Raw genomic sequence first — 22,362 nt, forward strand, 5'->3', positions numbered from 1 at the left:
TTCCTCCGGCATCGGTTAGATTCGGAGCTTCATACCGGCAAACTGCCCGCAGGTCATGTCCGGATTGCGTCCAAATTGCCGCCCCTGACGGCGTTTTGCCGGGTTCCAGCCGGTCAGCGCACCCGGCGCAAGTGGCGGCGCAGGATCTCACAGGCTCCTGCAGCATCGCGCCGGGTCATCGCCTGGACAATGGCGGCGTGATCGGCGTCCACCCGGCGGCTCCACTGGTGCTGCCAATTGGCGAACAGATGCCGGGCTGCGGCGATATGCAGATCGTCGATCGATGCCAGTAGCCTTGGCATTGCGCAGGGCGCCAGAATCACGCGGTGGAAGGCGCGGTTCAAGCGCTCCCAGCTGGCCATGTCCTCGGCTGCATCGCATGCCAGACGGGCAGCCTCGGCGGCTTTGACATCGTCAGAGGTGAGCCGGCCAAAGGCGTGCGTCAAAGCCAGCACTTCCAGCGCCACCCGCATCTCGATCACTTCGCGGATCTCAGCAGGGTTCAGGGCGCTGACCCGTGTGCCGCGCCGCGGTTCGGACACCGCCAGCCCGTGCGCCTCCAGCCGCAGCAGCGCCTCGCGCACCGGCACATGGCTGGCCGCAAACTCCCGCGCGATATGGTCCTGGCGCAACTTTTCGCCAGCCGGAAGCGCACCGGTAATGATGCGTTCGCTCAGGCTCAGATAGATTGTATCGGCGATGGTTGCGGACATGCTATTCCGATAGGGCTGCCTGGGGATTGCTGCAAGAGTTATCCCAGCGGATCCGGGGCAATGTTGCCGCCGCAGACCAGTACCGCCACGCGTTCGCCTGGCTCCGGCCGGTAGGCACCGCACATCAGCGACGCCAGCGCGGTAGCGCCCGCAGGCTCTACCAGGATCCGGCGTTCGCGCCAGAGCGCCGTCTGGGCCTGGGTGATCGCACTGTCCGGCACGGTGAGGGATGTGACACCCTGCGCAGCGGCCAGCTCAAAGCAGATATTGCCAATCTGCTTGGCACCCAGCGCGTTGGCGGCAACGCCTGAAACCTCTACATCTACCGGCTGCCCGGCTGCCAGCGCCGCGTTCAAAGCGCAGGAGGTTTCCGGCTCCACGGCGATGATCTTACGGGCGCCCTGAAACCAAGCCAGCGCGCCGGCAATCAGCCCGCCGCCGCCTACTGCAATCAGCAGGGTGTCGGCTTGCAGCCCCTGTGCCAGCCATTCGGCGAAGCAGGTGCCTTGCCCTGCGACGGTGGCAGGCGCGTCATAGGCATGGACCTGCATGGCACCGGTTTCAGCCTCATAGGCCTGCGCTTGCTCCAACGCATTGGCATAGGCGCCGGGCACCACCTGCAGATCGGCACCGGTGCGTTCGATCAGCGAGATTTTGGCGGGGCCTGCCATTTCCGGAACGTAGATACGCGCCCTGTGGCCCAGTTGATGCGCAGCATGGGCAACCGCCGCCCCGTGATTGCCGCCAGAGGCCGCGACCAGGCCGCCGGCAGGCACTTCCTGGCTCAGCAGCGTGTTGAAGGCGCCGCGCGCCTTGAAACTGCCGGTGTGCTGCATGTGCTCCAGCTTCAGTTCCACCGGGTAGTCCAGGCCGAACCCGCGGGTCTGCATTACGGGCGTTTGCTGCACATGGGGGCGGATGCGTTCTGCCGCTGCCTTGATTTCATCCTGCCAGTTCATGCGCGGTCCTCCTTGCCTGCTTGGCCGGAACCTTATCCGCACCGGGCCGCCGTGCAAGCGGAACGGCGCGTTCTGATGCATTCTTGATTGGCGCTAACGGCCAAGGACGGTTACAAAGGAGATCCTGTTATTTTTATTTGGATTGCTTATGACCGAAGACCGCCACAGCCGTTTCCGCGACGCACACTCAGACCGGGACCGGGCCGAACATGTGCCCGCCACGCCGCAGACCCAGGCGCCGGCCTACCGGCTGGCCTTTGCCGATGAGGAATTCCTGTGCCGCGAGGAACTGCGCCCGGTGCGCTTGCAGCTGGAGCTGTTGAAGCCGGAGCTGATGCTGAACGAGCATGGCATAGAAAGCACCATCGTGATGTTCGGCGGCGCCCGCATTCCGGATCCTGCGCATAAGGACAAGGCACGCACCCAGACGCTGGCCGATCTGTCGCATTTCTACGATGAAGCGCGTGAGTTTGCCCGGCTGATGACCGAAAAGTCCAAGGAGAGCGGCGGCCGCCATAACGTCGTGGTGACCGGTGGCGGTCCGGGTGTGATGGAGGCAGGCAACCGCGGCGCGCTGGATGCGGGCGGCCATTCCATCGGCCTGTCTATCGTGCTGCCGCATGAGCAGGCGCCCAACGGCTATGTGACGCCGGACCTCAGCTTCAACTTCCACTATTTCGCGATCCGCAAGATGCATTTCCTGATGCGGGCGCGGGCGATCACGGTGTTTCCGGGCGGCTTCGGCACCCTGGATGAGCTGTTTGAGAGTCTGACCCTGATCCAGACCGGGCGCATGGAACGGGTGCCGTTCCTGCTGTTCGGAAAGGAATTCTGGAATAAGATCGTCAACTGGGAGGCGCTGGCCGATGCCGGCACCATTTCCGATCAGGACCTGGACCTGTTCCGTGTGGTCGATACCGCACAGGAAGCGGTACAGATCATCGACAATTGGGAGCCCGCGCCGCCGCGCGACAGCCTGCCAGGCCGCGAGCGCTGAACGCCGCAATAACCGCTGCTGCCGGGATCAGGCGAATTCCGGCGGCAGCTTGCCGACTTCATCGCCGGTGGTCAGCCGGGTGAGGATCTGGGCGCCTCCCACGGTTTTCACGGCATAACCGTATCCGCGCAGGCGGAATTGCCATTCCCGCGGGCTCAGCGCCTTTTGGCGTTCGCTGCGGATCAGGTCCAGAACACTGGGGTCAATCGGGGCGGTCTTTCGTTCCATCGGAGCCATCGGTGATTCCTTCTGAAAATTGGATTGTCCGTAATCTGGAAACTGTTTGCGCCAAGCGGCGGAATTGAAGCTGGATTGGGGAAAGAATGCGGCAGCACGTGCTGCGGTTGCCGCTGTGCCCGTCAGGCAACAGTCGGGCTTATAAGCGGTCTGAAGGCTGTCGCCCTGGAAATTAGGCGGGAAGCCGCGGTCCGCCAGAGCGTGAACACGCTGGTATTTGCCTTTTGCAGAAAACTCTTCGGTGTTTGCACCTTCTGCGCCAGGAAACCGGCCAAACTTGGCCACATTTGCAAACAAAAACTTATCGGCGGTGGAGCAGTGGAGATTTCCGATGTCCGAAGTAACAGACTACACGGCGCTTTTGGCCTATACCTCGAACAGCAACTACCGCTGGAACAGCCAGGTCAAGCTCGGCACCCAATCTGTTGTGACATACAGTTTTCTCGGCAGTGGTGAATTGGGAAACGCGTCCGATGACCCTTACGGCGCAACCAGCTACTGGTCATTCAACAGCACCCAGCGCAGCTACTTCAGGCAGGCACTGGAAGAGTTCGAGGAAGTCTCCGGGCTGCTCTTCGTCGAAACCGACGGTCCGGCGATGATTGATGTATTCGGCTACAACGGCGGCTCAGCGGCCGGCTGGGCAAATTACTCCTGGGCCAGCGCCACTTCTACCGGCAAGGGGGATCTGGCAATCCAGGGCAGCAGCATGGCGCCGGGCACCTATGGCTATGAAACGATCCTGCATGAGATCGGCCACGCAGTAGGTTTGGAACATCCGCATGATGGCGATCATACGCTGGCCGATCATCTGGACGATCAGGCGCACACCGTGATGACCTACAATTATGCCGGCTACAATGCCACGGAACTTGGCACTTTGGATGTTCAGGCGCTGCAGCATATCTATGGAAACTCGTCAAAGACCGAAGGCTGGAACGCGTACAAAAACTCTGACGATATCGTAGTGATCAAGACCAGCGGCCGGTCCGAAGTCATTCTGGCAACCGGAGAGGACACCAGGATTTTCGCGCATGGCGGCAATGACACGGTCAAAGGCCGCGAGGCTGATGACATGCTTGCCGGATGCAAAGGAGCAGACAAGCTTTTTGGCGGCTATGGCAATGATACGCTGAAGGGCGGCGGCGGTGCCGATATCCTGATTGGCGGGATCAACACGTCGAAATATTCAGGCGCCAGCGGTGAACACGATGACCTGCGCGGCAATTCCGGAAATGACAAGCTGTATGGCGGCCGCGGCAACGACACACTGCATGGCGGCAGCGGCCGGGACCGCCTCTCCGGCGGTGACGGCTCTGATGTCCTGACGGGCGGAACAGGCGACGATGTCTTTGTTTTTGTTTCCGCTGACTATTGGGATTCGAACACAATCACCGACTTCGGCAATGGCAATGACAGGATCCGGTTCTCCGGAACCAGCCCTGACAGTTTCAGTGACCTGACCATCACCCAGCAAGGCGGCGATACGCATATTAGCTACTACGGCAATCACAACGTCGAGCTCACCGGCTACACCGGCGGGCTGTCCGCAGACGATTTCCTTTTCAGTTAAGGCAGCCGGGGACCTGCCGCAGCGGGGCCGGAGCCGGGTCACTTCATCCCGGCTTCGGCCTCAATCTGTTTGCGGCTCTTGCGGGCGCGTTCGGTGGCTGATTTCAGCTGGCCGCAGGCCGCCATGATGTCCTCGCCGCGGGTCTTGCGGATCGGCGACGCATAGCCGGCCTGATAGATGATATTGGCAAACGCCCGGATCCGGTTGTTGGAGCTGCGCTTATAGGGTGCGCCCGGCCATTCGTTGAACGGGATCAGGTTGATCTTCGCCGGGATGTTGTAGCGCTTGATGTGGTCGATCAGCCGGTGCGCGTCCTCATCGCTGTCATTCACCCCGTCCAGCATCACATATTCAAAGGTGATCCGTTCCGAGTTCGACGCCTTGGGATAATCCGCCAGTGCCTGCAGCAGCTCGTCGATATTCCAGCGCTTGTTGATCGGCACCAGCACATCACGGGTTTCGTTGGTGGTGGCATGGAAGGAAATCGCCAGAAGGCAGCCGATTTCCTCGGCTGTCCGTGCAATCTCCGGCACCACGCCGGAGGTCGACAGGGTGATACGGCGGCGGGACAGTGAGATGCCTTCCGGGTCCATCGCAATCTTCATCGCGTCGCGCACGTTGTCGAAGTTATAAAGCGGCTCACCCATGCCCATCAGCACGATGTTGGAGAGCAGCCGGGTTTCTTCCTTTGGCGCGCCCGGCACCGGCCATTCCTCCAGGTCGTCGCGCGCCATCATCACCTGGCCGACGATTTCCGCCGGGGTCAGGTTGCGCACCAGCTTCTGGGTGCCGGTATGGCAGAAGGAGCAGGTCAGGGTGCAGCCCACCTGGCTGGAGATGCATAGGGTGCCGCGGTCATCCTCGGGGATATAGACCACCTCGACCTCGTGGCCGCCGTTGATCCGCACCAGATACTTGCGGGTGCCGTCGGTCGACACCTGCTTGCTCACCACCTCGGGGATGCGGATCTCAAAGGTCTCCGCCAGCTGCGCGCGGTAGGCCTTGGCCAGGTTGGTCATGTCACCAAAGTCACGCTTGCCCCATTGGTAGATCCACTGCCAGATCTGGCCGACCCGCATCTTGGCCTGCTTCTCCGGTGTGCCGTGCTCAATCAGCACTTCGCGCATGCGCTCGCGGGTCAGGCCCACAAGATTGATCTTGCCGCCCTCGGGCTCCTTGCGGGGCAGGGTCATTACATCCTGAGTGATCGGCGCGCTGGCGGTCATGGCAAAAGCCTCGGGTCATGGTGAGCGGATGCGGCTCTATATAGGATTTCGAACAGAGATCAAAAGGAATCCGCGGAAATCTGCTTTCACATCGGGTTTCAGGCGGTCACTGGCCCAGACGCACCAGCTCGTCAACTCGCGCCCGCCCCAAGGTTGTCCAGCAGGCCCGGGTAGCAATCCCGGCGTCTTCCGGCACCGGATGCGCCGTCCCGATAAAACTGCAATGCGCGGCGCGAAACGCTTCCCAGGCTGTTTGGCTCGCCATGAGCGCGGCCTCTGTGTTTGTCCCGCCAGTGTCGTTGTCCCGCTCCGCGGCGGCAATCATGGCCGCCTCCAGTGCGTTGAACAGCGCCGCTTCCACACCTTCCTCGTCATCAGCCACGCAAGAGCCAACCTCCTCCTGGCTGCCGGTGCCGCATTCCAGTGCCGGATTGGCATTGGCGGGCAGGGTTAACAGCGCAACCGCAAGGATAGGGACCGGAAGAAAGGCAGAGTTCAGCATGGCAGACACCTCCTGCCCCTATGCTACGCCCCCTGCGCCTTTCAAACAAGAAAACCCCGGCGCAGGCCGGGGTTTCGTGTGTTTCCGCACATGCAGAGGGTTACTTGCTGCAGCGCTTTTCCGCATCTTCAATCGCCGCGGTGAAGCCCAGCAGCGAGAAAGTATCCTTGGTCTGGGTGCCCCGCGCCGACCGCGCAGTCAGCACCGCACTGGCGCCGCGTTTCATGGCGGTGACGATCTTGGAATCGTCCGCTGGCGTTGCCGGCCAGGCCCATTCGCCTTCGGTGAACAGCTCAAACTCGGACTCGCCGATTGCCATGTTCACGGTGGACCCCGGCGCAAACGGATAGCCGCCGGTAAAGCTCACCTCGCCCTTGGGCGCATCGCTGCTGCGGAAGGTGACAAACAGCTGGATCTCGCTGCGGCGCACCGCCACGACACGGCCGTCACGGGTGTTCACGGTCTCCTTCGGTGCGGAAACCCCCCAGCACTCGTTGGGGTCATTGCCCTCGAAAACGCTCCAATCGACCTTGGCCGCAACCCGGTTGTTCGACGTTTCCTGTGCAGTTGCTGCGGTTGCCAATGCTGCCAGACACAGGCCCGCAGCCACGCGGGCGAGTTTCAATGCCATTTGTCCCGACTCCAAGACTGTTCTTTCATACCTCAAAACCAAGCAAAGGGCCCGCAGCGTTCTTCCGCTGTCTGGTCCCGATCCCTTCGCTTGCGCTACACAAGCACACTAACGTAACTAGCACCACGGGCGAAAGTGCGTTTTGGCAGGAATTCGCCCAGAAAACATGAGGGGAGACATCATGCCGAATCCAGTGCCCATGGCCGAAGTCTGGCGCGGCCCGCTGCTGGAAAGCCTGCATCTGGGCCATGCCGTCATTTGTGACGACAGCGGCCAGGTGGTGCGCAGCTGGGGCGATCCGGACGCAGTGATCTATCCGCGCAGCTCCGCCAAGATGATCCAGGCGCTGCCACTGATCACCTCTGGTGCTGCCGCGCGGTATGGTTTGAACCCGGAACAGCTGGCGCTGGCCTGCGCCTCGCACAACGGCGCGCATATTCACACGGACCGGGTTAACGCCTGGCTTAGTCAGCTGGGTATGACTGATGACGACTTCCGCTGCGGCCCGCAGCTGCCGGACGACATCCCCGCCCGCAATGAGCTGATCAAAACCGACAACAGCCCCTGCCAAGTGCACAACAACTGCTCCGGCAAGCACGCGGGCTTCCTGACTCTGAACCAGTACCTGGGCGGCGGTACTGAATACATCGAGGTGGACCACCCGGTGCAGCAGGCCTGTCTGGCTGCGTTTGAGGAAACCACCGGGCAGGACAGCCCTGGCTATGGCATCGACGGCTGCTCAGCGCCGAACTTTGCAACCACCGTCACCGGGCTGGCGCGCTCAATGGCCTGGTTTGCCAGCGCCGCGGACCGCTCCGATCGCGCGTCTGAGGCGGCGCAGCAGCTGGTTGCTGCAATGACAGCGCATCCCGATCTGGTGGCCGGCGAAACCCGCTGCTGCACCAACCTGATGCGCGCCATGGGCGGCAAAGTGGCGATCAAGACCGGGGCTGAGGCGGTGTTCATCGCCATCCTGCCGGAACAAAAATTGGGCGTGGCGCTGAAGATCTCCGATGGCAGCACCCGCGCCAGCGAATGCGCGATTGCGGCACTGATGGTCAGCCTCGGCGTGCTGGATGCAGATCACCCGGAGACCGCCAAATACATGAACAAGATGCTCTACAGCCGCCGCGGGCTGGAATGCGGTTCCATCCGCCCCGCCGCCGAACTGCTGTTCTGAAAACAAATGCCCCGGTTCAGGACCGGGGCATTTTCTTACATTTCCATGTCGATGATTTCAGCGACTTCAACCGAGCCGCTGCCGTCTGCCACCATCGGGCAGCCCTTGGCCATCTCGCATGCCGCGTCCTGATCGGCGGCTTCCACCACGGAATAGCCTGACAGCGGATTGGCGCCGCCATTATCGACCACCCCGCCGGCGCTGACGGTCTTGGACATCCCAACCGGTGCACCTGGCACCTTCAGGGCATCGCCCATACCCCCCATCCAGTCCTTCCAGGCCTGCATGACCCTGGCGCCCTCTTCCTCACTCTCCGGGGTCTTGCCGCCGTGATAGGCAAAAACGAACTGTGGCATTGGTCTACTCCCTTGGTTTCGTTGATGGTTCAGTCTTCTGCGGACAGCAGCGCCTCCAGCTTTCGCAGGGTTGAGGTCCAGCCGTCTTCGTGGCGCGCGGCAATGCCGTCATCGCCCAGATCCCGGTGGTCGACCACCAGCATGGCGCCATCCCCAGTGGCTGCAACGGTCAGAGTGACATGGCTCTCATCGCCGCGGCTGCCGTCGTCGCCGTGCCAGGCCCAGGTGAAGCCAACCGATTTCGGCGCATCCACATGGGTCACCTGGCCGGAAACATGGAACCGCTGGCCGTCGCTGTTCTGCATGACCGAGTACCAGGGGCCGGTGCGGCTCAGGTTCAGGTCATGTTCCGGAATGGTAACCCCTTCCGGCCCCCACCATTGAAGCAGCTTGTCCGGCGTTGTCACCCAGGCAAACAGTTTCTCCGGGCTGACCGGAAATGTCCGCTTCAGCTGCAGGTCGCTCATGCCTCGTCCTCCATCAGGGCCGCTTCCAGCCTGTCCAGGCTCCCTTCCCAGAAGGCGCGCCGCGATTGCGTCCATTCGGCGATCATCCGCAGCCCTTCAGGCCGGGCAGAATAGAGCCGCTTAGTGCCCTCAGCCCGTTGGGTTATCAGCCCGGCCTCGCGCAGGACTTTCAGATGGCGCGAGATCGCCGGAGCCGAAATGCCTGCTCCGGGGGCCAGATCCCCGGCGGGCAGTTCGCCCTCAGTAATTAACTGATCCACGATCATCAGCCGGGTTTCGTCTGACAGCGCGGCAAAGGATTTCAGAATCGGTACCATGCTATTTATTAGCATGTTTGTTAATTAATGGAAATGTTAAATATGGGGCAAAGCCAGAGCCGACCTTACATCATATCCCACAGCAGCTTGGCCGCGAGCGAGACAGAGGTCACCACCAGCAGCGGCTTGATCACCTTTGCCCCCTGCTTCTTGGCCAGCCCCGCTCCCGCCCGCGCACCGGCAATCTGGGCGCAGCCCATCAGCAGGCCGGTGATCCACCAGGGCGTCGCAAAGAAGGAAAACGCCAGCAGACCGCCTGCATTGGAGGCGAAATTCAGCAGCTTGGTATGGGCGGTTGCACGCAGGATGCCGTAGCCCGCCAGCGACACAAAGGCGAGCATGTAGAAGCTGCCCGCGCCAGGCCCCAGCAGCCCGTCATAGGCCCCGCACAGCGGAACGATGAGGGCGGTGAACAGGGCGGGGGACAGGCGGCGGTGCCGGTCGAGATCATCCAGCCCCTTCTTCAACGCAAAGAAAATGGCGATCCCGATCAGCAGCACCGGCAGGATCAGCCGGATCCATTCGGTGGGCAAGTAGGCCACCAGAAACGCACCCGCAACTGCCGCCGCAAAGGCAATCAGCGCAGGCCCGACCTGGGCCTTCAGGTCTACATGCCCGGCGCGCGCATAGGTGAAGGCGGCGGTCGCTGAGCCGAACAGCCCCTGGATTTTGTTGGTCGACAGCGCCGTCACCGGATTGGCCCCGGCCAGCAGCAGAACCGGCACCGTGATCAGCCCGCCGCCGCCTGCAATTGCGTCAATGAACCCGGCAGCAAACCCCGCCGCCAGCAACAGCAGCAGGGTCTCGAAACCCACTTCCAGCATCTAATTGATCAGCCTTTGAATTCGTCCTGGGCGTAGCCCTGGATGTACAAGAGCGCCGTCAGGTCGCCGTGATTGATGCGGATATCGCATTCCGCCGCGACCGAGGGCTTGGCATGCAGCGCCACACCTGCGCCCGCGCGCTTTAGCATGCCCAGGTCATTGGCGCCGTCGCCCACCGCAATCACATCCGCCTCCGCGATACCAAGCCGGGTGGAGATCTGCTCCAGCGCCTCCACCTTGGCCTCCCGCCCCAGGATCGGCCGGCCCGCCTCGCCGGTCAGCTTGCCGTCCTCGGTCAGCAGCGTGTTTGCGCGGTTCTCGTCAAATCCCAGTACTTCTGCGACCCGCGCCGTGAACGCCGTGAAGCCGCCAGAAACAAGCGCCGCATAGGCGCCCTCCGCCTTCATCGTCGCCAGCAGCTGCTTGCCGCCGGGCATCAGGGTAATGCGCTCTTCCAGAACCTTGGCGATTACCGTCTCCGGCAGCCCCTTCAGCAGCCCGACCCGCTCTGTTAGCGCGCCTTCGAAATCCAGTTCGCCGTTCATCGCCCGCGCGGTGATGTCCTTCACCCGCGCGCCGACGCCTGCCTCCTCGGCCAGCTCGTCAATGCATTCCTGCTGGATCATGGTGGAGTCCATGTCGGCCAGCAGCATCTTCTTCTTCCGTCCGGCGCTGGGCTGAATGACCAGATCCACGCCCATGCCCTGCAGGTCCGCCCAGACGTCCCATCGGTTGTCGGGCATCTGCTTCAGCGGAAATTCTGCCGCCGCCCCCAGCGCCAGCCACACCGCTTCATCACCGCCCCAGGCATTGCGCAGCGATTCGATCAGCGCGGGCTCCAGCACCGGTCGGGCAGGGTTGCAAAGCAGGGTGGCGGTGTACATCGGCAGGCTCCGTTCCGGCGCTATCTGCCTATGTCATAGCGCCCTGCCGCGGGAACAGCCAGACAGCAAAAAACTGCGGAAATCCGGGGGTATCATAAGGAACGGCCCTTTGCGCCATTTTAGCGCAGCTGTTTCCGATGGTGGAAATTCATGTCGCAAAAAACAGATGAACAGCCGCATTTTTCTGAAATTTCTGTTGCGTGCCGCGCTGCAGCACACTAGCTCTGATCACGGGACACCCCTCCCCAACGAGGGGCGCTTATCTGGAAGGGTAGCATTTATGGCTATTGAACAACCTGCCGCGCGGCCGGCCAATCCGCGTTTTTCGTCCGGCCCTTGCGCCAAACCCCCCGTCTTTGATCTGAGCAAACTTGCAGGCGCGCCGCTGGGCCGCTCGCACCGCGCTGCGGTGGGCAAGGACAAGCTGAAAGCAGCGATCGAAGGCACCCGCGAGATCCTGAACATCCCCGCTGATTACAAGATCGGCATCGTGCCTGCCTCCGACACCGGCGCGGTGGAAATGGCGATGTGGAACCTGCTCGGCGCCCGCGGAGTTGAGATGCTGGCCTGGGAAAGTTTCGGCTCCGGCTGGGTCACCGACGCAGTTAAACAGCTGAGGCTCGACGCCACCGTCAAAACCGCCGACTATGGCCAGATCGTGGACCTCGGCACCGTCGATTTCACCAACGACGTCGTCTTCACCTGGAACGGCACCACTTCCGGCGTGCGCGTCCCCAACGGCGACTGGATCCCGGCGGACCGCGAAGGTCTGACCATCTGCGACGCCACCTCCGCCGCCTTTGCGCAGTATCTGCCGTGGGACAAGCTGGATGTGACCACCTTCTCCTGGCAGAAGGTGCTGGGCGGCGAAGCTGCGCACGGCATGATCATCCTCAGCCCCCGCGCAGTGGAGCGTCTGGAGAGCTACACCCCCGCCTGGCCGCTGCCCAAAATCTTCCGCCTGACCAAGGGTAGCAAGCTGATCGACGGCATCTTCCAGGGCGCGACCATCAACACCCCCTCGATGCTGGCGGTGGAGGACTACCTGCTGGCGCTCGACTGGGCCCGCTCGGTAGGCGGCATGGAAGGCCTGCGCGAGCGCGCTTATGCCAACCTCGCGGCGGTGCAAAGCTTTGTGCAGGACAACCCCTGGATCGCCTTCCTGGCCGAGCAGCCGGAATACCGCTCCAACACGTCTGTTTGCCTCAAGTTCACCGACGAGCGCATCCAGGACGGCGCTGCCTTTGCCAAGGCCGTGGCCAAACGTCTGGAAGCTGAAGGAGTCGCCTACGACATCGGCGCCTACCGCGACGCGCCTCCGGGCCTGCGCATCTGGTGCGGCGGCACGGTGGAAGCCTCTGACGTGGCAACCCTGATGCCCTGGATCAAATGGGCCTTCGAGGCCGAGATCGCCGCGCAGACCGAAGCGGCCTGAGCACTCTTTTAAGGCGGGCGGCTGCGCCCGCCGTCCCAGCACAGACATTCTAAGGACCACAGACATGGCTCCCAAAGTACTCATCTCCGACAAGCTGTCCGAGGCCGCCGTTCAGATCTTCCGCGACCGCGGCATTGACGTCGACTTCCTGCCCGACGTGGGCAAGGACAAAGATAAACTGGCGGAAATCATCGGCCAGTACGACGGCCTCGCGATCCGCTCCGCCACCAAGGTGACCGACAAGATCCTCGAGAACGCCGAGAACCTCAAGGTGATCGGCCGCGCCGGCATCGGCACCGACAACATCGACAAGGAAGCCGCCTCCAAGCGCGGTGTCATTGTGATGAACACTCCGTTCGGCAACATGATCACCACCGCCGAACATGCGATTGCGATGATGTTCGCGGTTGCCCGCCAGCTGCCGGAGGCCTCCGCCTCCACCCATGCTGGCAAGTGGGAAAAGTCCAAGTTCATGGGGGTCGAACTGACCGCCAAGACCCTGGGCGTTATCGGCGCCGGTAACATCGGCGGCATCGTCTGCGACCGCGCCCGCGGCCTCAAGATGAAGGTGGTGGCCTATGACCCCTACCTGAGCACCGAGAAAGCCGACAAGATGGGCGTCGAGAAGGTGGAGCTGGATGAGCTGCTGGCCCGTGCCGATTTCATCACCCTGCACGTGCCGCTGACCGACCAGACCCGCAACATCCTGTCCAAGGAGAACCTTGAGAAGACCAAGAAGGGCGTGCGCATTATTAACTGCGCCCGCGGCGGCCTGGTGGACGAGGGCGCGCTGGCGGAACTGCTGACCTCCGGTCATGTGGCCGGCGCCGCCTTTGACGTGTTCTCGGAGGAGCCGGCCAAGGAAAACGCCCTGTTCGGCCTGCCCAACGTGGTCTGCACCCCGCACCTGGGCGCCGCCACCACCGAGGCGCAGGAAAACGTCGCCTTGCAGGTGGCAGAGCAGATGTCCAACTACCTGCTGACCGGCGCGGTTGAAAACGCGCTCAACATGCCCAGCGTCACCGCTGAGGAAGCCAAGGTCATGGGCCCCTGGATCAAGCTGGCCGATCATCTGGGCAGCTTCGTCGGCCAGATGACAGATGAGCCGATCAAGGCGATCAACATCCTCTATGACGGTGTCGCAGCCGGCATGAACCTCGACGCGCTCAACTGCGCGGTGGTTGCCGGCATCATGAAACGCGCCAACCCGGAGGTGAACCTGGTCTCCGCGCCCGTTGTTGCCAAGGAGCGCGGCGTGCAGATTTCCACCACCAGCCAGGACAAATCCGGCTCCTTCGACGGCTATGTCAAAGTGACCGCGGTGACCTCCAAGCGCGAACGCTCGGTGGCCGGCACTGTGTTCTCCGACGGCAAGCCGCGGTTCATCCAGATCAAGGGCATCAACATCGACGCCGACGTCGGCGCGCATATGCTCTACACCACAAACGAGGACGTGCCCGGCATCATCGGCACCTTGGGCCACACCCTGGGCGACCACGGCGTCAACATCGCCAACTTCACCCTGGGCCGCTCCGAGGCCGGCGGCGAAGCCATTGCGCTTCTCTATGTGGATAATGAAGTCCCGGCAGAGGTGCGCGCCAAACTGGCGGAAACCGGTCTGTTCAACCAGATCAAGCCGCTGCAGTTCGACGTCGTCTGACCCGTCTGGCATAATCTTGCAAAAGCCCCCGCCATTGCTGCGGGGGCTTTTCCGTTGTCACCTCTGATGCGCGATCGTTGCCTTCTCCGGCCGGCTGCGCAGAACAATAACGCCGAAAACCAGCATCGACACCAGCGCCGCCAGTGATCCGGCCTGGGCCAGCACCTCTGTGCGCTCCTGGATCGCCAGCGGGATACCCGGAACCAGCAGCCCCAGCGACAGCACTGTGGCAGTCAGATGCAGCCGCGGCAGCCTACCTTCACCGGCGCTTGGCACCAGATGATAATAAAACGCATAGATCGCGCAGCTGACCCAGCCCAGCAGGTTCAGATGCCCGTGCGCCGGCGACAGCAGGTGATCCTGGCTCGCCGACATCTGGATCCCCCAAACCATGCCGCCCAGGGCACACACCACTGCAATCAGCATGAACGGCCGTGCAATTCCATTCATCACTTGTCCCTCCCATGTCGCTGTTCCGTTTCTCCCATCATCGGAACACCGCGGATTTCGAAACGCCAGCCTAGCATACTTCACTGATCTTTTGGGAAAACCGGCGGGGTGGGACCTTTCTGCGGGGTTGAGGTGCAAGGCTTGATCCGGCATCAAAACATCAGCAGCAAAGGACATGTGATGACTTCCCCGATCTACGCCATTGGCGATATCCACGGCCAGCTTGTCATGCTGGAACAGGCGCTGGCGCTGATTGAGGCGGACGGCGGCGCAGATGCCCGCATTGTGTTCCTTGGCGATTACACCGACCGGGGCCCGGACAGCCGCGGCGTGATCGAACGGCTGGTCCAGGGCCAGGCCGCGGGCCGAAACTGGGTCTTCCTCAAGGGCAACCACGACCGGATGTTCTCAATGTTCCTCGAGGACTACCCGCGCAACGACGCCCGGCTGCTGGTCGGCTACCACTGGCTGCACGAACGCATCGGGGGCATCGAGACCCTGCAATCCTATGGGGTGGAGGTCGAAGAGGGCGACCGCATCTACCAGACCCACGCCCGCGCCCGAGTCGCAATCCCGCAGGCGCATCTGGATTTCCTGGCAGGCCTCAAACCCTTCCATCAGGAGGGCGAACTGCTGTTCGTCCACGCAGGCATCCGCCCCGGCCTTCCGCTGGAGAGCCAAAGCGAGGACGACCTGATCTGGATCCGGCAGGAGTTCCTGACCGACGAACGCGCCCACCCCTGGCTGGTGGTGCATGGCCACACCCCGGCGAAACAGGCAGAGCACCGGATAAACCGCATCAACCTCGACAGCGGCGCCGGTTACGGCCGCCCGCTTACTGCCGCAGTGTTTGAGGGCCGGGAATGCTGGCTGCTGACAGATGCTGGCAGGGTGCCGCTAGAACCCTGATCCGTCTGTTCATCTTTCTGGAAATACTCTGGGGGTGAGGGTCGTCCTGGAAATGATCCGGGGGATCATTTCAGACCCGAACGGGCGAAGCCCAGCCAAAAGGCGCGAGGGGGCAAAGCCCCCTCAACCGGTCATCACGTCCAGTCCAGCACCACCTTGCCGCTGGAGCCGGATTTCATCGCCGCAAAGCCTTCGGCGAAATCATCGACGCCGAACCGGTGGGTGATCACCCGGCTCACATCCAGCCCGTTCTGCAGCATCGCGATCATCTTGTACCAGGTCTCGAACATCTCGCGCCCGTAGACGCCCTTGATGGTGATCGCTTTGAACACAATGCGCGACCAGTCGACCGGCGATTTGCCCGGTGGAATGCCCAACAGGGCAATCTTGCCGCCCATCACCAGTGCCTCCACCATCTGGTCGAGGGCCGCCTGCGACCCGGACATCTCCAGCCCGACGTCGAAGCCCTGTTTCAGACCCAACTCGCGCACCACATCCTGCAGGTCCTCCTGCGCCACATTCACCGCACGCACCGCCGGCACCACATGTTCTGCCAGTGTCAGCCGGTCCGGGTTGATGTCGGTGATCACCACATGCCGCGCGCCGGCATGTTTCGCCACCGCCGCCGCCATGATGCCGATGGGGCCCGCGCCGGTGATCAGCACGTCCTCGCCCAGCAGATCAAAGCTCAGCGCGGTATGCACCGCATTCCCGAGCGGATCGAGAATGGCGCCGATCTCATCCGGGATATCCTCCGGCAGCGGCACCACGTTGAAGGCCGGCAGTTTCAAATACTGTGCAAAGGCACCCTGCTCATTCACCCCGATGCCGCGGGTGCCCGGGTCCAGGTGGAACTTCCCGGCCCGGCTCTGGCGCGAGTCGGTCTTGATCAGATGCCCCTCGCCGGAACAGCGCTGCCCCACCGCCAGATCGGTGACATTGCGCCCGATCTCGACAATTTCGCCGGCAAACTCATGGCCGGTGATCATCGGCACCGGCACGGTATGCGATGCCCATTCATCCCAGTTCCAGATGTGGATATCGGTGCCGCAGATGCCGGTCTTGTTCACCTTGATCAGCACCTCATCGGGGCCGATCTCCGGCACCGGCGCCTGCACCATCCACAGACCCTCCTGCGGATGGCTCTTCTCCAGCGCCTTCATCGTGTTCGGACGGCTCATGATACAATTCCCAATTCCTTGCCCACCTTGCCAAAGGCGGCCAATGCCCGGTCCAGCTCTTCCCGCGTCAGAGCCGCATTCATCTGGGTGCGGATGCGCGCCTGGCCGCGCGGCACCACCGGGAAGAAGAAGCCGGAGACATAAACGCCCTCATCAAACAGCTTGGCCGCCATGTCCTGCGCCAGCTGCGCCTCGCCCAGCATCACCGGGATGATCGGATGCTCACCCGGCAGCAGGTCAAAACCTAGCTTTTCCAGCCCCGCGCGCCAGTACTTGGCATTCTCGAACAGCTGCGCCCGCAGCCCGTCCCCTTCCTCCACCAGCCGGATCGCCTCCAGCCCGGCAGCAACAATCGATGGCGGCAGCGAATTGGAGAACAGATAGGGCCGCGCCCGCTGCCGCAGCAGGTCGATCACTGGCTGCGGCCCGGCGATATAACCGCCGATGGCCCCCCCAAGTGCTTTGCCCAAAGTTCCCGTCAGGATGTCCACGTCCACCCCGAAATGCTCCGGCGTGCCGGCGCCTGTCGCACCCATGAAACCGGTGGCGTGGCAGTCATCCACCATCACCACCGCATCGTATTTGTCCGCCAGCGCCCGGATCTCCGGCAGCTTGGCCAGATAACCGTCCATCGAGAACACGCCGTCGGTTGCAATCATGATATGCCGTGCACCGTCCTCGCGGGCCTGCTTCAGCCAGGCCTCCAGATCGTTCATGTCGCTATTCAGGTAGCGGTAGCGCTTGGCCTTGCACAGCCGGATCCCGTCGATGATCGACGCATGGTTCAGGCTGTCGGAGATGATCGCATCCTCCGGCCCCAACAGCGGCTCGAACAGCCCGCCATTAGCGTCGAAACAGGCGGCAAACAGGATCGCATCATCCTTTCCGAGGAACTTCGCCAGCCGCTGCTCCAGCTCCCGGTGAATGTCCTGTGTGCCGCAGATGAACCGCACCGACGCCATGCCAAAGCCCTTCGGCTCCATCGCGTCCTTTGCAGCCTTGATCAGGGCGGGGTGGTCGGCCAGACCCAGATAGTTGTTGGCGCACAGGTTGATCACTTCGCGCCCGCCAACCGTGATCTCGCCCCCCTGCGGGGAGGTGATCATTCGCTCGCGCTTGTACAGCCCCTCGCCCTCGATCTGGGCCAGCGTGTTGGAGATGTCGGTCAGAAAAGCAGTGGACATGCGCAAACTCCCTTGGTGTCTCGAGTCGCGTGTCTATCATAGCGGATGCGTTTCCGGAATACAGGATTTCAGGATTGCGGAAAAAAATCCGTGAAACTGGAATGTGTGAGTGGAAATCCGCCAAACCGGACTATCTGCCACTGAAACAGGGAGGCGTGCGTCCATGGCAAAGGTCACAGGAATCGGCGGGGTATTCATCAAGGCACGCGGCGACGCCAGAGCACTGGCCAAGTGGTACAGCGACCATCTGGGACTGGACCTGCAGGAATTCGGCGGTGCGGTCCTGAACTGGCAGGACGACACCGCAGAGGATGGCGGTCTGACCGTCTGGGGCACCGCAGATGCGGACGGCACCTGGTTTGACCCCAGCACCGCCGGTTTCATGATCAACTACCGGATCGACGATATGGACGGGATGATCGCACAGCTCACGGACGCAGGCATCCCGGTGCTGAAAGGGCCGGATGCCCATGAAAACGGCCGCTTCGCCTGGATCATGGATCCTGAAGGCAACAAGGTTGAACTGTGGGAACCCAAGCTCTGGGATGAGAAGAACAAAGGCTGACACCCGCACAAAAGAAAACGCGGCCCCTTTTCAGGGACCGCGCTTCTGATCAGTACTGCTGCGAGGCTTATGCCAGCTGCAGGTTCACCGCCGACTCGCGGCCGTCACGGCCGGGCTCGATGTCGAAGGTAACTTTCTGGTTGTCCGCCAGGCCGGTCAGGCCGGAACGCTCTACAGCGGAAATGTGCACGAACACATCTTTGCTGCCGCCCTCGGGCGCGATGAAGCCGTAGCCTTTGGTGGTGTTGAACCATTTTACGGTGCCGGTGGCCATATCCGTAGTCTCCTTTTTGATGCTGCCCGCGGAAGTGCGGCAGCCTGGCGTAGTCGGTCTGGATCGAGAGACTGAAAGCGCCGGTAAACGGGAGACAGTGGATCGACAAGAATAACGTTAGCGGACCACATATGGGCCGGTCTCCCGAGTCGTTCAAGGGGAATGTGCATAAAAGGCACAAGGTGGGGATTTCCTGCCGAAAAGTGCAGGCAAAACTTACCAGTACGGCTGGAACGGGGTTGGATTACGCATTCTTCACAATCAGAAACACCCGCGCAGGCCCCTCGGGCGCGGTGATCGAATGGGCCACATCGGCGGCATAGCGCGCGGTGTCGCCGGCCTGCAGCTGGTCCCTGGCATTGCCGGAGCTGACTGCAATCTCGCCTTCCAGCACCGTCAGCTGCTCCACCGCGCCGCGGGTGTGCGGTTGGCTGACCAGCGCGCCGCCCTGATCGAACCGGATGTCATAGACCTCATGGCCCCCGGCCTCCTCTGGCGGTGATAGGATGCGGATACGGCAGCCCTGGCCCATGTTCTCGATCTTGGGCACATCCGACGCGCGCAGCACCTCGATCCGGTCCTGCATGTCGCCCGCTTCCAGAAGGCCCGCAAAATCCACCTGCAGCGCGCGCGTGAGGTTCCACAGCGTTGCAATGGTGGGGGAGCTTTCGCCGCGCTCGATCTGGCTCACCATCGAGCGGCTGACGCCCGACAGGTTCGCCACCGCCTCCAGGCTCAGCCCTTGGGCGCGGCGCGCCTCCTTCAGGCGGGCGGGCAGCAGGGTCAGGATATCGTCTGTGTTTTCCGTCATGACGGATTCTCTGCGCCGATGGGCGGCATTTGTCAATTGATCCGGCAAATCGCGGATGCTGCGCCGCGGCGGTGCACAAGGGGTGTACAAGGGGTGCACGGGGGGTGACGCCGCGTTTCCATGACGGCACGTCCCGGCAGACAGGCCCAGGCTGCGGGCGCATACTGGCGCCAACGCAGGAGTTGAGGAGTAAGACCAATGACAGAGATCGTGATCCTGGACGGCGCCCGCACCGCCATCGGTACCTTCGGCGGCGCGCTGGCAAACACCGCGCCGATCGACCTGGCTGCCACCGTTTCCAAGGCAGCACTTGAACGCTCCGGGGTGGAGGGCGGCCAGATCGGCCATGTGGTGTTCGGCCATATCATCAACACCGAACCCCGCGACATGTACTTGAGCCGGGTTGCGGCGATGCAGGCAGGCGTCCCGGACGTGGTACCTGCAATGAATGTGAACCGCCTCTGCGGCTCCGGCGTGCAGGCAATTGTCTCAGCCTTTCAATCGCTTGCCCTAGGGGATGCGGAGTTTGCCCTAGCCGGCGGCGCCGAGAATATGTCGCGCAGCCCCTATATCCTCCAGCAAAGCCGCTGGGGCGCCAAGATGGGTGATGTGAAATCGCTCGACATGATGCTGGGCGCGCTGAACTGCCCCTTCGGCACCGGCCATATGGGGGTGACGGCTGAGAACGTCGCCGATGAGCACGGCATCACCCGCGCGCAGATGGACGAGTTTGCCCTCACCAGCCAGACCCGCGCCGCGGCGGCGATCGAGGCGGGCCATTTCAAGTCCCAGATCACGCCCGTGGAGGTGAAGGTGAAGCGCGACATGGTGCCCTTCGAAGTGGACGAGCACCCCAAGCCCACCACGCCAGAGGCGCTGGCGGGCCTGCGCGCTGTGTTCCAGAAGGACGGCCGGGTAACTGCCGGAAATGCCAGTGGAATCAACGACGGCGCCGCGGCCATGGTACTGGCCACTGCCGCCGCTGCAGAGCGGGCCGGGCTGAAACCCAAGGCGCGGATTCTGGGCTATGCCCATGCAGGTGTGCGCCCCGAGGTGATGGGCATCGGCCCGGTGCCCGCGGTGCGCAACCTGCTGGCGAAGACCGGGCTGTCTGCCGGCGATTTCGACGTGGTCGAGTCGAACGAGGCCTTTGCCTCGCAGGCGTTGGCGGTGAACAAGGAGCTGGGGCTGGATCCGGCCAAGGTGAACCCCAACGGCGGCGCCATTGCGCTGGGCCACCCGGTGGGGGCCACAGGTGCCATTATCACCTTGAAAACACTGTATGAACTGGAGCGAACCGGCGGTTCCAAAGGGCTGATCACCATGTGCATTGGCGGCGGTCAGGGTATCGCACTGGCGGTTGAGCGCATTTGATTGCAAACGGCATGGGATTGCGAATGACGGGGTCCCATGTCTGGCCTTCACCATTGGGAGCTCTTTGTTTAACGGGCATATTACGCTTCTTTCATATACAGGAGATGCAATTCAAAGTAGAAATAAAGAAACGGTAGGAATCAAAGAATATTAACAACTTCTTACCGAAGCTTCGCTGGAATAACTTCTACGGGATAGTTGACCAGCGATCCGGCACAAGGCTCGCGCGCTGCCAGGGCAGCCTGCTGGATGGTAAGGGGGTAAAATGACAGCCAAGGTCCTGCTTCTGGAAGACGACAAGGGTGTTAGGTTCACGTTCGAGATGGCTTTGCGGGACGCCGGATATGATGTCACCGCCGTTGCCAGTTGCTCCGAAGCCATCTCAGCTCTTTCCGGCATCGAGACGGGTATTTTGATCCTTGATCTGAAGATCGGGGAGGAAATGTCCTTACCGGTGGCGGATTATGCCGCGCTCATGCGCCCCGATATTCCGGTGGTCTACATCACCGGCAGCCGGCTGTTCACCGGCGGCGAACTCTTTGGCCTGAGCCGGAATATCAGATGGGTGCTGCACAAGCCGGTTAACCTGCCGGACCTAGTAAGCATGGTCGACTATGTAACCGGTCAGAGTGTTACCGCAGAAGCAAGCTGAGCAGGTTCCAGGATCTAGTTGCAGGCAATTGTAAAGATGGCGCCTTTGCCTTGGTCTGCATCGGCTGTGAACTGCCAGTTGTGGCGGCGGCAAATCTCCGCACAAGTCGACAATCCGATGCCGCTGCCTTCGATTTCACGGTGCGCGCGATGAAATGGCTGGAGAATCAAGAATTTGTCTTTGGGGTCAAAGCCGGTTCCATTGTCCGAAACTGACAGTTCCCAATTGTCCCGCCCTGCGGAAGATTGACTGATTTTGATTTCCAGAGGGCGCTCAGGGTGCCGGTACTTGATTGCGTTGGTCAACAGGTTGGTGAGGACGAGGTGCAGCAGGGTAGGGTCGGCATGCAGCCGGAAACCGTTGCCTGACACGCTGATTTGGCCACCGCAGGCTTGCAGTTCCTGGGCAAGGCCTGCGCAGGCCTCTGATACTGCGTCCTGAATTGAAATTTCCTGAATGTTGATCCGGGCGGACGTTGAAACCGAATGTTCCAAAAGCTCCGTTGTCAGCCGGTCCATCTGGCTGGTGGCCCGGCTCATGTGCTTCAGGAATTCCTGGGCTGTCTCCGGCAGACCGGCGGCATAGTGCTGAGAGAAGTAGTGCAAGGCGCCATTCAAGGTGCTGATCGGTGTTCGCAGATCATGAGAGGCGGCGTGGGCAAAGGCCTCCATCGACAGCAAGGTTTCCTGCAGTTTCAGGTTGGCTTCCTTGGCGCTGCGCAGCTCATCGTTGAGCTTGCTGCGCAGGTCATTCATTTGCCGGAACGACTCAGCGGTGACTCGCAGCTGGTCATGGGTCAACATGATCAGCCGCTCACCCTTGGCGTCAGACTTTAACAGCGAAACGCGGAAATCCGTTTCTGGCGCCGTGGACGGGCGGATGTTCGCATTCATGGGCAAAGTCGTTGCGCCATGCGCTGTGCCTTGCCTGAGCCTTGCAATCACCCGGTCCGGATCCAGCAGGGTCAGGCCGCTGATGCATGTGCCTTGAAGCGCACCGCT

General features: G+C 62.1%; 26 protein-coding genes. 9 read left to right on the top strand and 17 right to left on the bottom strand.

Annotation, left to right across the window (positions count from 1 at the left end):
• Positions 1 to 113 precede the first annotated feature (113 nt).
• Together RA21_RS08005 and RA21_RS08010 are read right to left on the bottom strand one after the other, a co-directional pair.
• The gene (locus tag RA21_RS08005; RefSeq protein WP_039147675.1) at positions 114 to 713 is read right to left on the bottom strand and encodes a GntR family transcriptional regulator; all 600 of its coding nucleotides are present in this window, start codon (positions 711 to 713) and stop codon (positions 114 to 116) included.
• Positions 714 to 751: 38 nt separating this feature from the next.
• Positions 752 to 1,672: a threonine/serine dehydratase gene (locus RA21_RS08010; protein WP_039147677.1), complete on the bottom strand. Its 921-nt coding sequence runs from the start codon at positions 1,670 to 1,672 to the stop codon at positions 752 to 754.
• Between the two features lie 148 nt (positions 1,673 to 1,820).
• Here RA21_RS08010 and RA21_RS08015 point away from each other — a divergent pair, with 148 nt between their 5' ends.
• Positions 1,821 to 2,669 carry an LOG family protein gene (locus RA21_RS08015; protein ID WP_019295176.1) on the top strand — a complete coding sequence of 283 codons (849 nt, stop codon included), beginning with the start codon at positions 1,821 to 1,823 and terminating at the stop codon, positions 2,667 to 2,669.
• Between the two features lie 27 nt (positions 2,670 to 2,696).
• Here RA21_RS08015 and RA21_RS08020 read toward each other — a convergent pair whose 3' ends face one another.
• Positions 2,697 to 2,906, bottom strand: a complete 210-nt coding sequence (locus RA21_RS08020; protein ID WP_029204713.1) for a hypothetical protein — start codon at positions 2,904 to 2,906, stop codon at positions 2,697 to 2,699.
• Between the two features lie 331 nt (positions 2,907 to 3,237).
• Here RA21_RS08020 and RA21_RS08025 point away from each other — a divergent pair, with 331 nt between their 5' ends.
• Positions 3,238 to 4,479, top strand: a complete 1,242-nt coding sequence (locus RA21_RS08025; protein WP_019295174.1) for a reprolysin-like metallopeptidase — start codon at positions 3,238 to 3,240, stop codon at positions 4,477 to 4,479.
• Between the two features lie 38 nt (positions 4,480 to 4,517).
• Here the strand turns inward: RA21_RS08025 and rlmN are convergent, their stop codons facing one another.
• The 3 genes from rlmN to RA21_RS08040 all read right to left on the bottom strand — a co-directional run bounded on the left by rlmN (position 4,518) and on the right by RA21_RS08040 (position 6,838).
• Positions 4,518 to 5,705: a 23S rRNA (adenine(2503)-C(2))-methyltransferase RlmN gene (gene rlmN / locus RA21_RS08030; protein WP_039147679.1), complete on the bottom strand. Its 1,188-nt coding sequence runs from the start codon at positions 5,703 to 5,705 to the stop codon at positions 4,518 to 4,520.
• Between the two features lie 106 nt (positions 5,706 to 5,811).
• A complete protein-coding gene (locus RA21_RS08035; RefSeq protein WP_052257616.1) occupies positions 5,812 to 6,207 on the bottom strand; it encodes a lysozyme inhibitor LprI family protein in 396 nt (131 codons plus the stop codon).
• A gap of 100 nt (positions 6,208 to 6,307) precedes the next feature.
• Entirely contained in the window at positions 6,308 to 6,838 is a 531-nt protein-coding gene (locus RA21_RS08040) for an invasion associated locus B family protein (protein WP_029204711.1), read from the bottom strand.
• Between the two features lie 181 nt (positions 6,839 to 7,019).
• Between RA21_RS08040 and RA21_RS08045 the strand changes: the two genes are divergently transcribed.
• Complete coding sequence (locus tag RA21_RS08045) at positions 7,020 to 8,018, top strand: asparaginase (RefSeq protein WP_039147681.1); 999 nt, start codon at positions 7,020 to 7,022, stop codon at positions 8,016 to 8,018.
• 35 nt (positions 8,019 to 8,053) lie between these two features.
• Here the strand turns inward: RA21_RS08045 and RA21_RS08050 are convergent, their stop codons facing one another.
• From RA21_RS08050 to serB, 5 genes are all read right to left on the bottom strand, one after another.
• A complete protein-coding gene (locus RA21_RS08050; RefSeq protein ID WP_039147683.1) occupies positions 8,054 to 8,374 on the bottom strand; it encodes a YciI family protein in 321 nt (106 codons plus the stop codon).
• 29 nt (positions 8,375 to 8,403) lie between these two features.
• Positions 8,404 to 8,841: an SRPBCC family protein gene (locus RA21_RS08055; RefSeq protein ID WP_039147685.1), complete on the bottom strand. Its 438-nt coding sequence runs from the start codon at positions 8,839 to 8,841 to the stop codon at positions 8,404 to 8,406.
• Positions 8,838 to 9,158, bottom strand: a complete 321-nt coding sequence (locus tag RA21_RS08060; RefSeq protein WP_039147687.1) for an ArsR/SmtB family transcription factor — start codon at positions 9,156 to 9,158, stop codon at positions 8,838 to 8,840. The genes RA21_RS08055 and RA21_RS08060 overlap by 4 nt, the downstream gene beginning before the upstream one ends.
• Positions 9,159 to 9,223: 65 nt before the next feature.
• The gene (locus tag RA21_RS08065) at positions 9,224 to 9,982 is read right to left on the bottom strand and encodes a TSUP family transporter (RefSeq protein ID WP_019295166.1); all 759 of its coding nucleotides are present in this window, start codon (positions 9,980 to 9,982) and stop codon (positions 9,224 to 9,226) included.
• Positions 9,983 to 9,990: 8 nt separating this feature from the next.
• The gene (serB, locus tag RA21_RS08070) at positions 9,991 to 10,866 is read right to left on the bottom strand and encodes a phosphoserine phosphatase SerB (RefSeq protein WP_039147689.1); all 876 of its coding nucleotides are present in this window, start codon (positions 10,864 to 10,866) and stop codon (positions 9,991 to 9,993) included.
• Between the two features lie 280 nt (positions 10,867 to 11,146).
• On the opposite strand from serB, the gene RA21_RS08075 reads away from it, so the two are divergent.
• Together RA21_RS08075 and serA are read left to right on the top strand one after the other, a co-directional pair.
• Positions 11,147 to 12,301, top strand: coding sequence for a phosphoserine transaminase (locus tag RA21_RS08075; protein WP_039147691.1), 1,155 nt, complete (start codon positions 11,147 to 11,149; stop codon positions 12,299 to 12,301).
• A gap of 64 nt (positions 12,302 to 12,365) precedes the next feature.
• The gene (gene serA / locus RA21_RS08080; protein ID WP_039147693.1) at positions 12,366 to 13,961 is read left to right on the top strand and encodes a phosphoglycerate dehydrogenase; all 1,596 of its coding nucleotides are present in this window, start codon (positions 12,366 to 12,368) and stop codon (positions 13,959 to 13,961) included.
• A gap of 57 nt (positions 13,962 to 14,018) precedes the next feature.
• On the opposite strand, the gene RA21_RS08085 is transcribed toward serA, so the two are convergent.
• Positions 14,019 to 14,411: a hypothetical protein gene (locus RA21_RS08085; RefSeq protein WP_019295161.1), complete on the bottom strand. Its 393-nt coding sequence runs from the start codon at positions 14,409 to 14,411 to the stop codon at positions 14,019 to 14,021.
• A gap of 180 nt (positions 14,412 to 14,591) precedes the next feature.
• Between RA21_RS08085 and RA21_RS08090 the strand changes: the two genes are divergently transcribed.
• Positions 14,592 to 15,320 carry a metallophosphoesterase family protein gene (locus RA21_RS08090; protein WP_039147830.1) on the top strand — a complete coding sequence of 243 codons (729 nt, stop codon included), beginning with the start codon at positions 14,592 to 14,594 and terminating at the stop codon, positions 15,318 to 15,320.
• A 134-nt stretch (positions 15,321 to 15,454) separates the two neighbouring features.
• On the opposite strand, the gene tdh is transcribed toward RA21_RS08090, so the two are convergent.
• Both tdh and RA21_RS08100 read right to left on the bottom strand, forming a co-directional pair.
• Positions 15,455 to 16,483, bottom strand: coding sequence for an L-threonine 3-dehydrogenase (gene tdh, locus RA21_RS08095; protein ID WP_039147695.1), 1,029 nt, complete (start codon positions 16,481 to 16,483; stop codon positions 15,455 to 15,457).
• Positions 16,484 to 16,497: 14 nt separating this feature from the next.
• Positions 16,498 to 17,685, bottom strand: a complete 1,188-nt coding sequence (locus tag RA21_RS08100) for a glycine C-acetyltransferase (protein WP_039147697.1) — start codon at positions 17,683 to 17,685, stop codon at positions 16,498 to 16,500.
• A 163-nt stretch (positions 17,686 to 17,848) separates the two neighbouring features.
• Between RA21_RS08100 and RA21_RS08105 the strand changes: the two genes are divergently transcribed.
• Complete coding sequence (locus RA21_RS08105; protein ID WP_019295157.1) at positions 17,849 to 18,250, top strand: VOC family protein; 402 nt, start codon at positions 17,849 to 17,851, stop codon at positions 18,248 to 18,250.
• A gap of 67 nt (positions 18,251 to 18,317) precedes the next feature.
• Here RA21_RS08105 and RA21_RS08110 read toward each other — a convergent pair whose 3' ends face one another.
• Complete coding sequence (locus tag RA21_RS08110) at positions 18,318 to 18,524, bottom strand: cold-shock protein (RefSeq protein ID WP_019295156.1); 207 nt, start codon at positions 18,522 to 18,524, stop codon at positions 18,318 to 18,320.
• A 244-nt stretch (positions 18,525 to 18,768) separates the two neighbouring features.
• Positions 18,769 to 19,335: a helix-turn-helix domain-containing protein gene (locus RA21_RS08115; RefSeq protein WP_039147698.1), complete on the bottom strand. Its 567-nt coding sequence runs from the start codon at positions 19,333 to 19,335 to the stop codon at positions 18,769 to 18,771.
• A 198-nt stretch (positions 19,336 to 19,533) separates the two neighbouring features.
• On the opposite strand from RA21_RS08115, the gene RA21_RS08120 reads away from it, so the two are divergent.
• A complete protein-coding gene (locus tag RA21_RS08120) occupies positions 19,534 to 20,709 on the top strand; it encodes an acetyl-CoA C-acyltransferase family protein (RefSeq protein WP_039147699.1) in 1,176 nt (391 codons plus the stop codon).
• 265 nt (positions 20,710 to 20,974) lie between these two features.
• Entirely contained in the window at positions 20,975 to 21,361 is a 387-nt protein-coding gene (locus tag RA21_RS08125; RefSeq protein ID WP_019295153.1) for a response regulator, read from the top strand.
• A 14-nt stretch (positions 21,362 to 21,375) separates the two neighbouring features.
• Here RA21_RS08125 and RA21_RS08130 read toward each other — a convergent pair whose 3' ends face one another.
• The gene (locus RA21_RS08130) at positions 21,376 to 22,305 is read right to left on the bottom strand and encodes a sensor histidine kinase (RefSeq protein WP_241483484.1); all 930 of its coding nucleotides are present in this window, start codon (positions 22,303 to 22,305) and stop codon (positions 21,376 to 21,378) included.
• Positions 22,306 to 22,362 lie beyond the last annotated feature (57 nt).

It is taken from the genome of Leisingera sp. ANG-DT (genome assembly GCF_000813785.1).
Lineage (GTDB): Bacteria > Pseudomonadota > Alphaproteobacteria > Rhodobacterales > Rhodobacteraceae > Leisingera.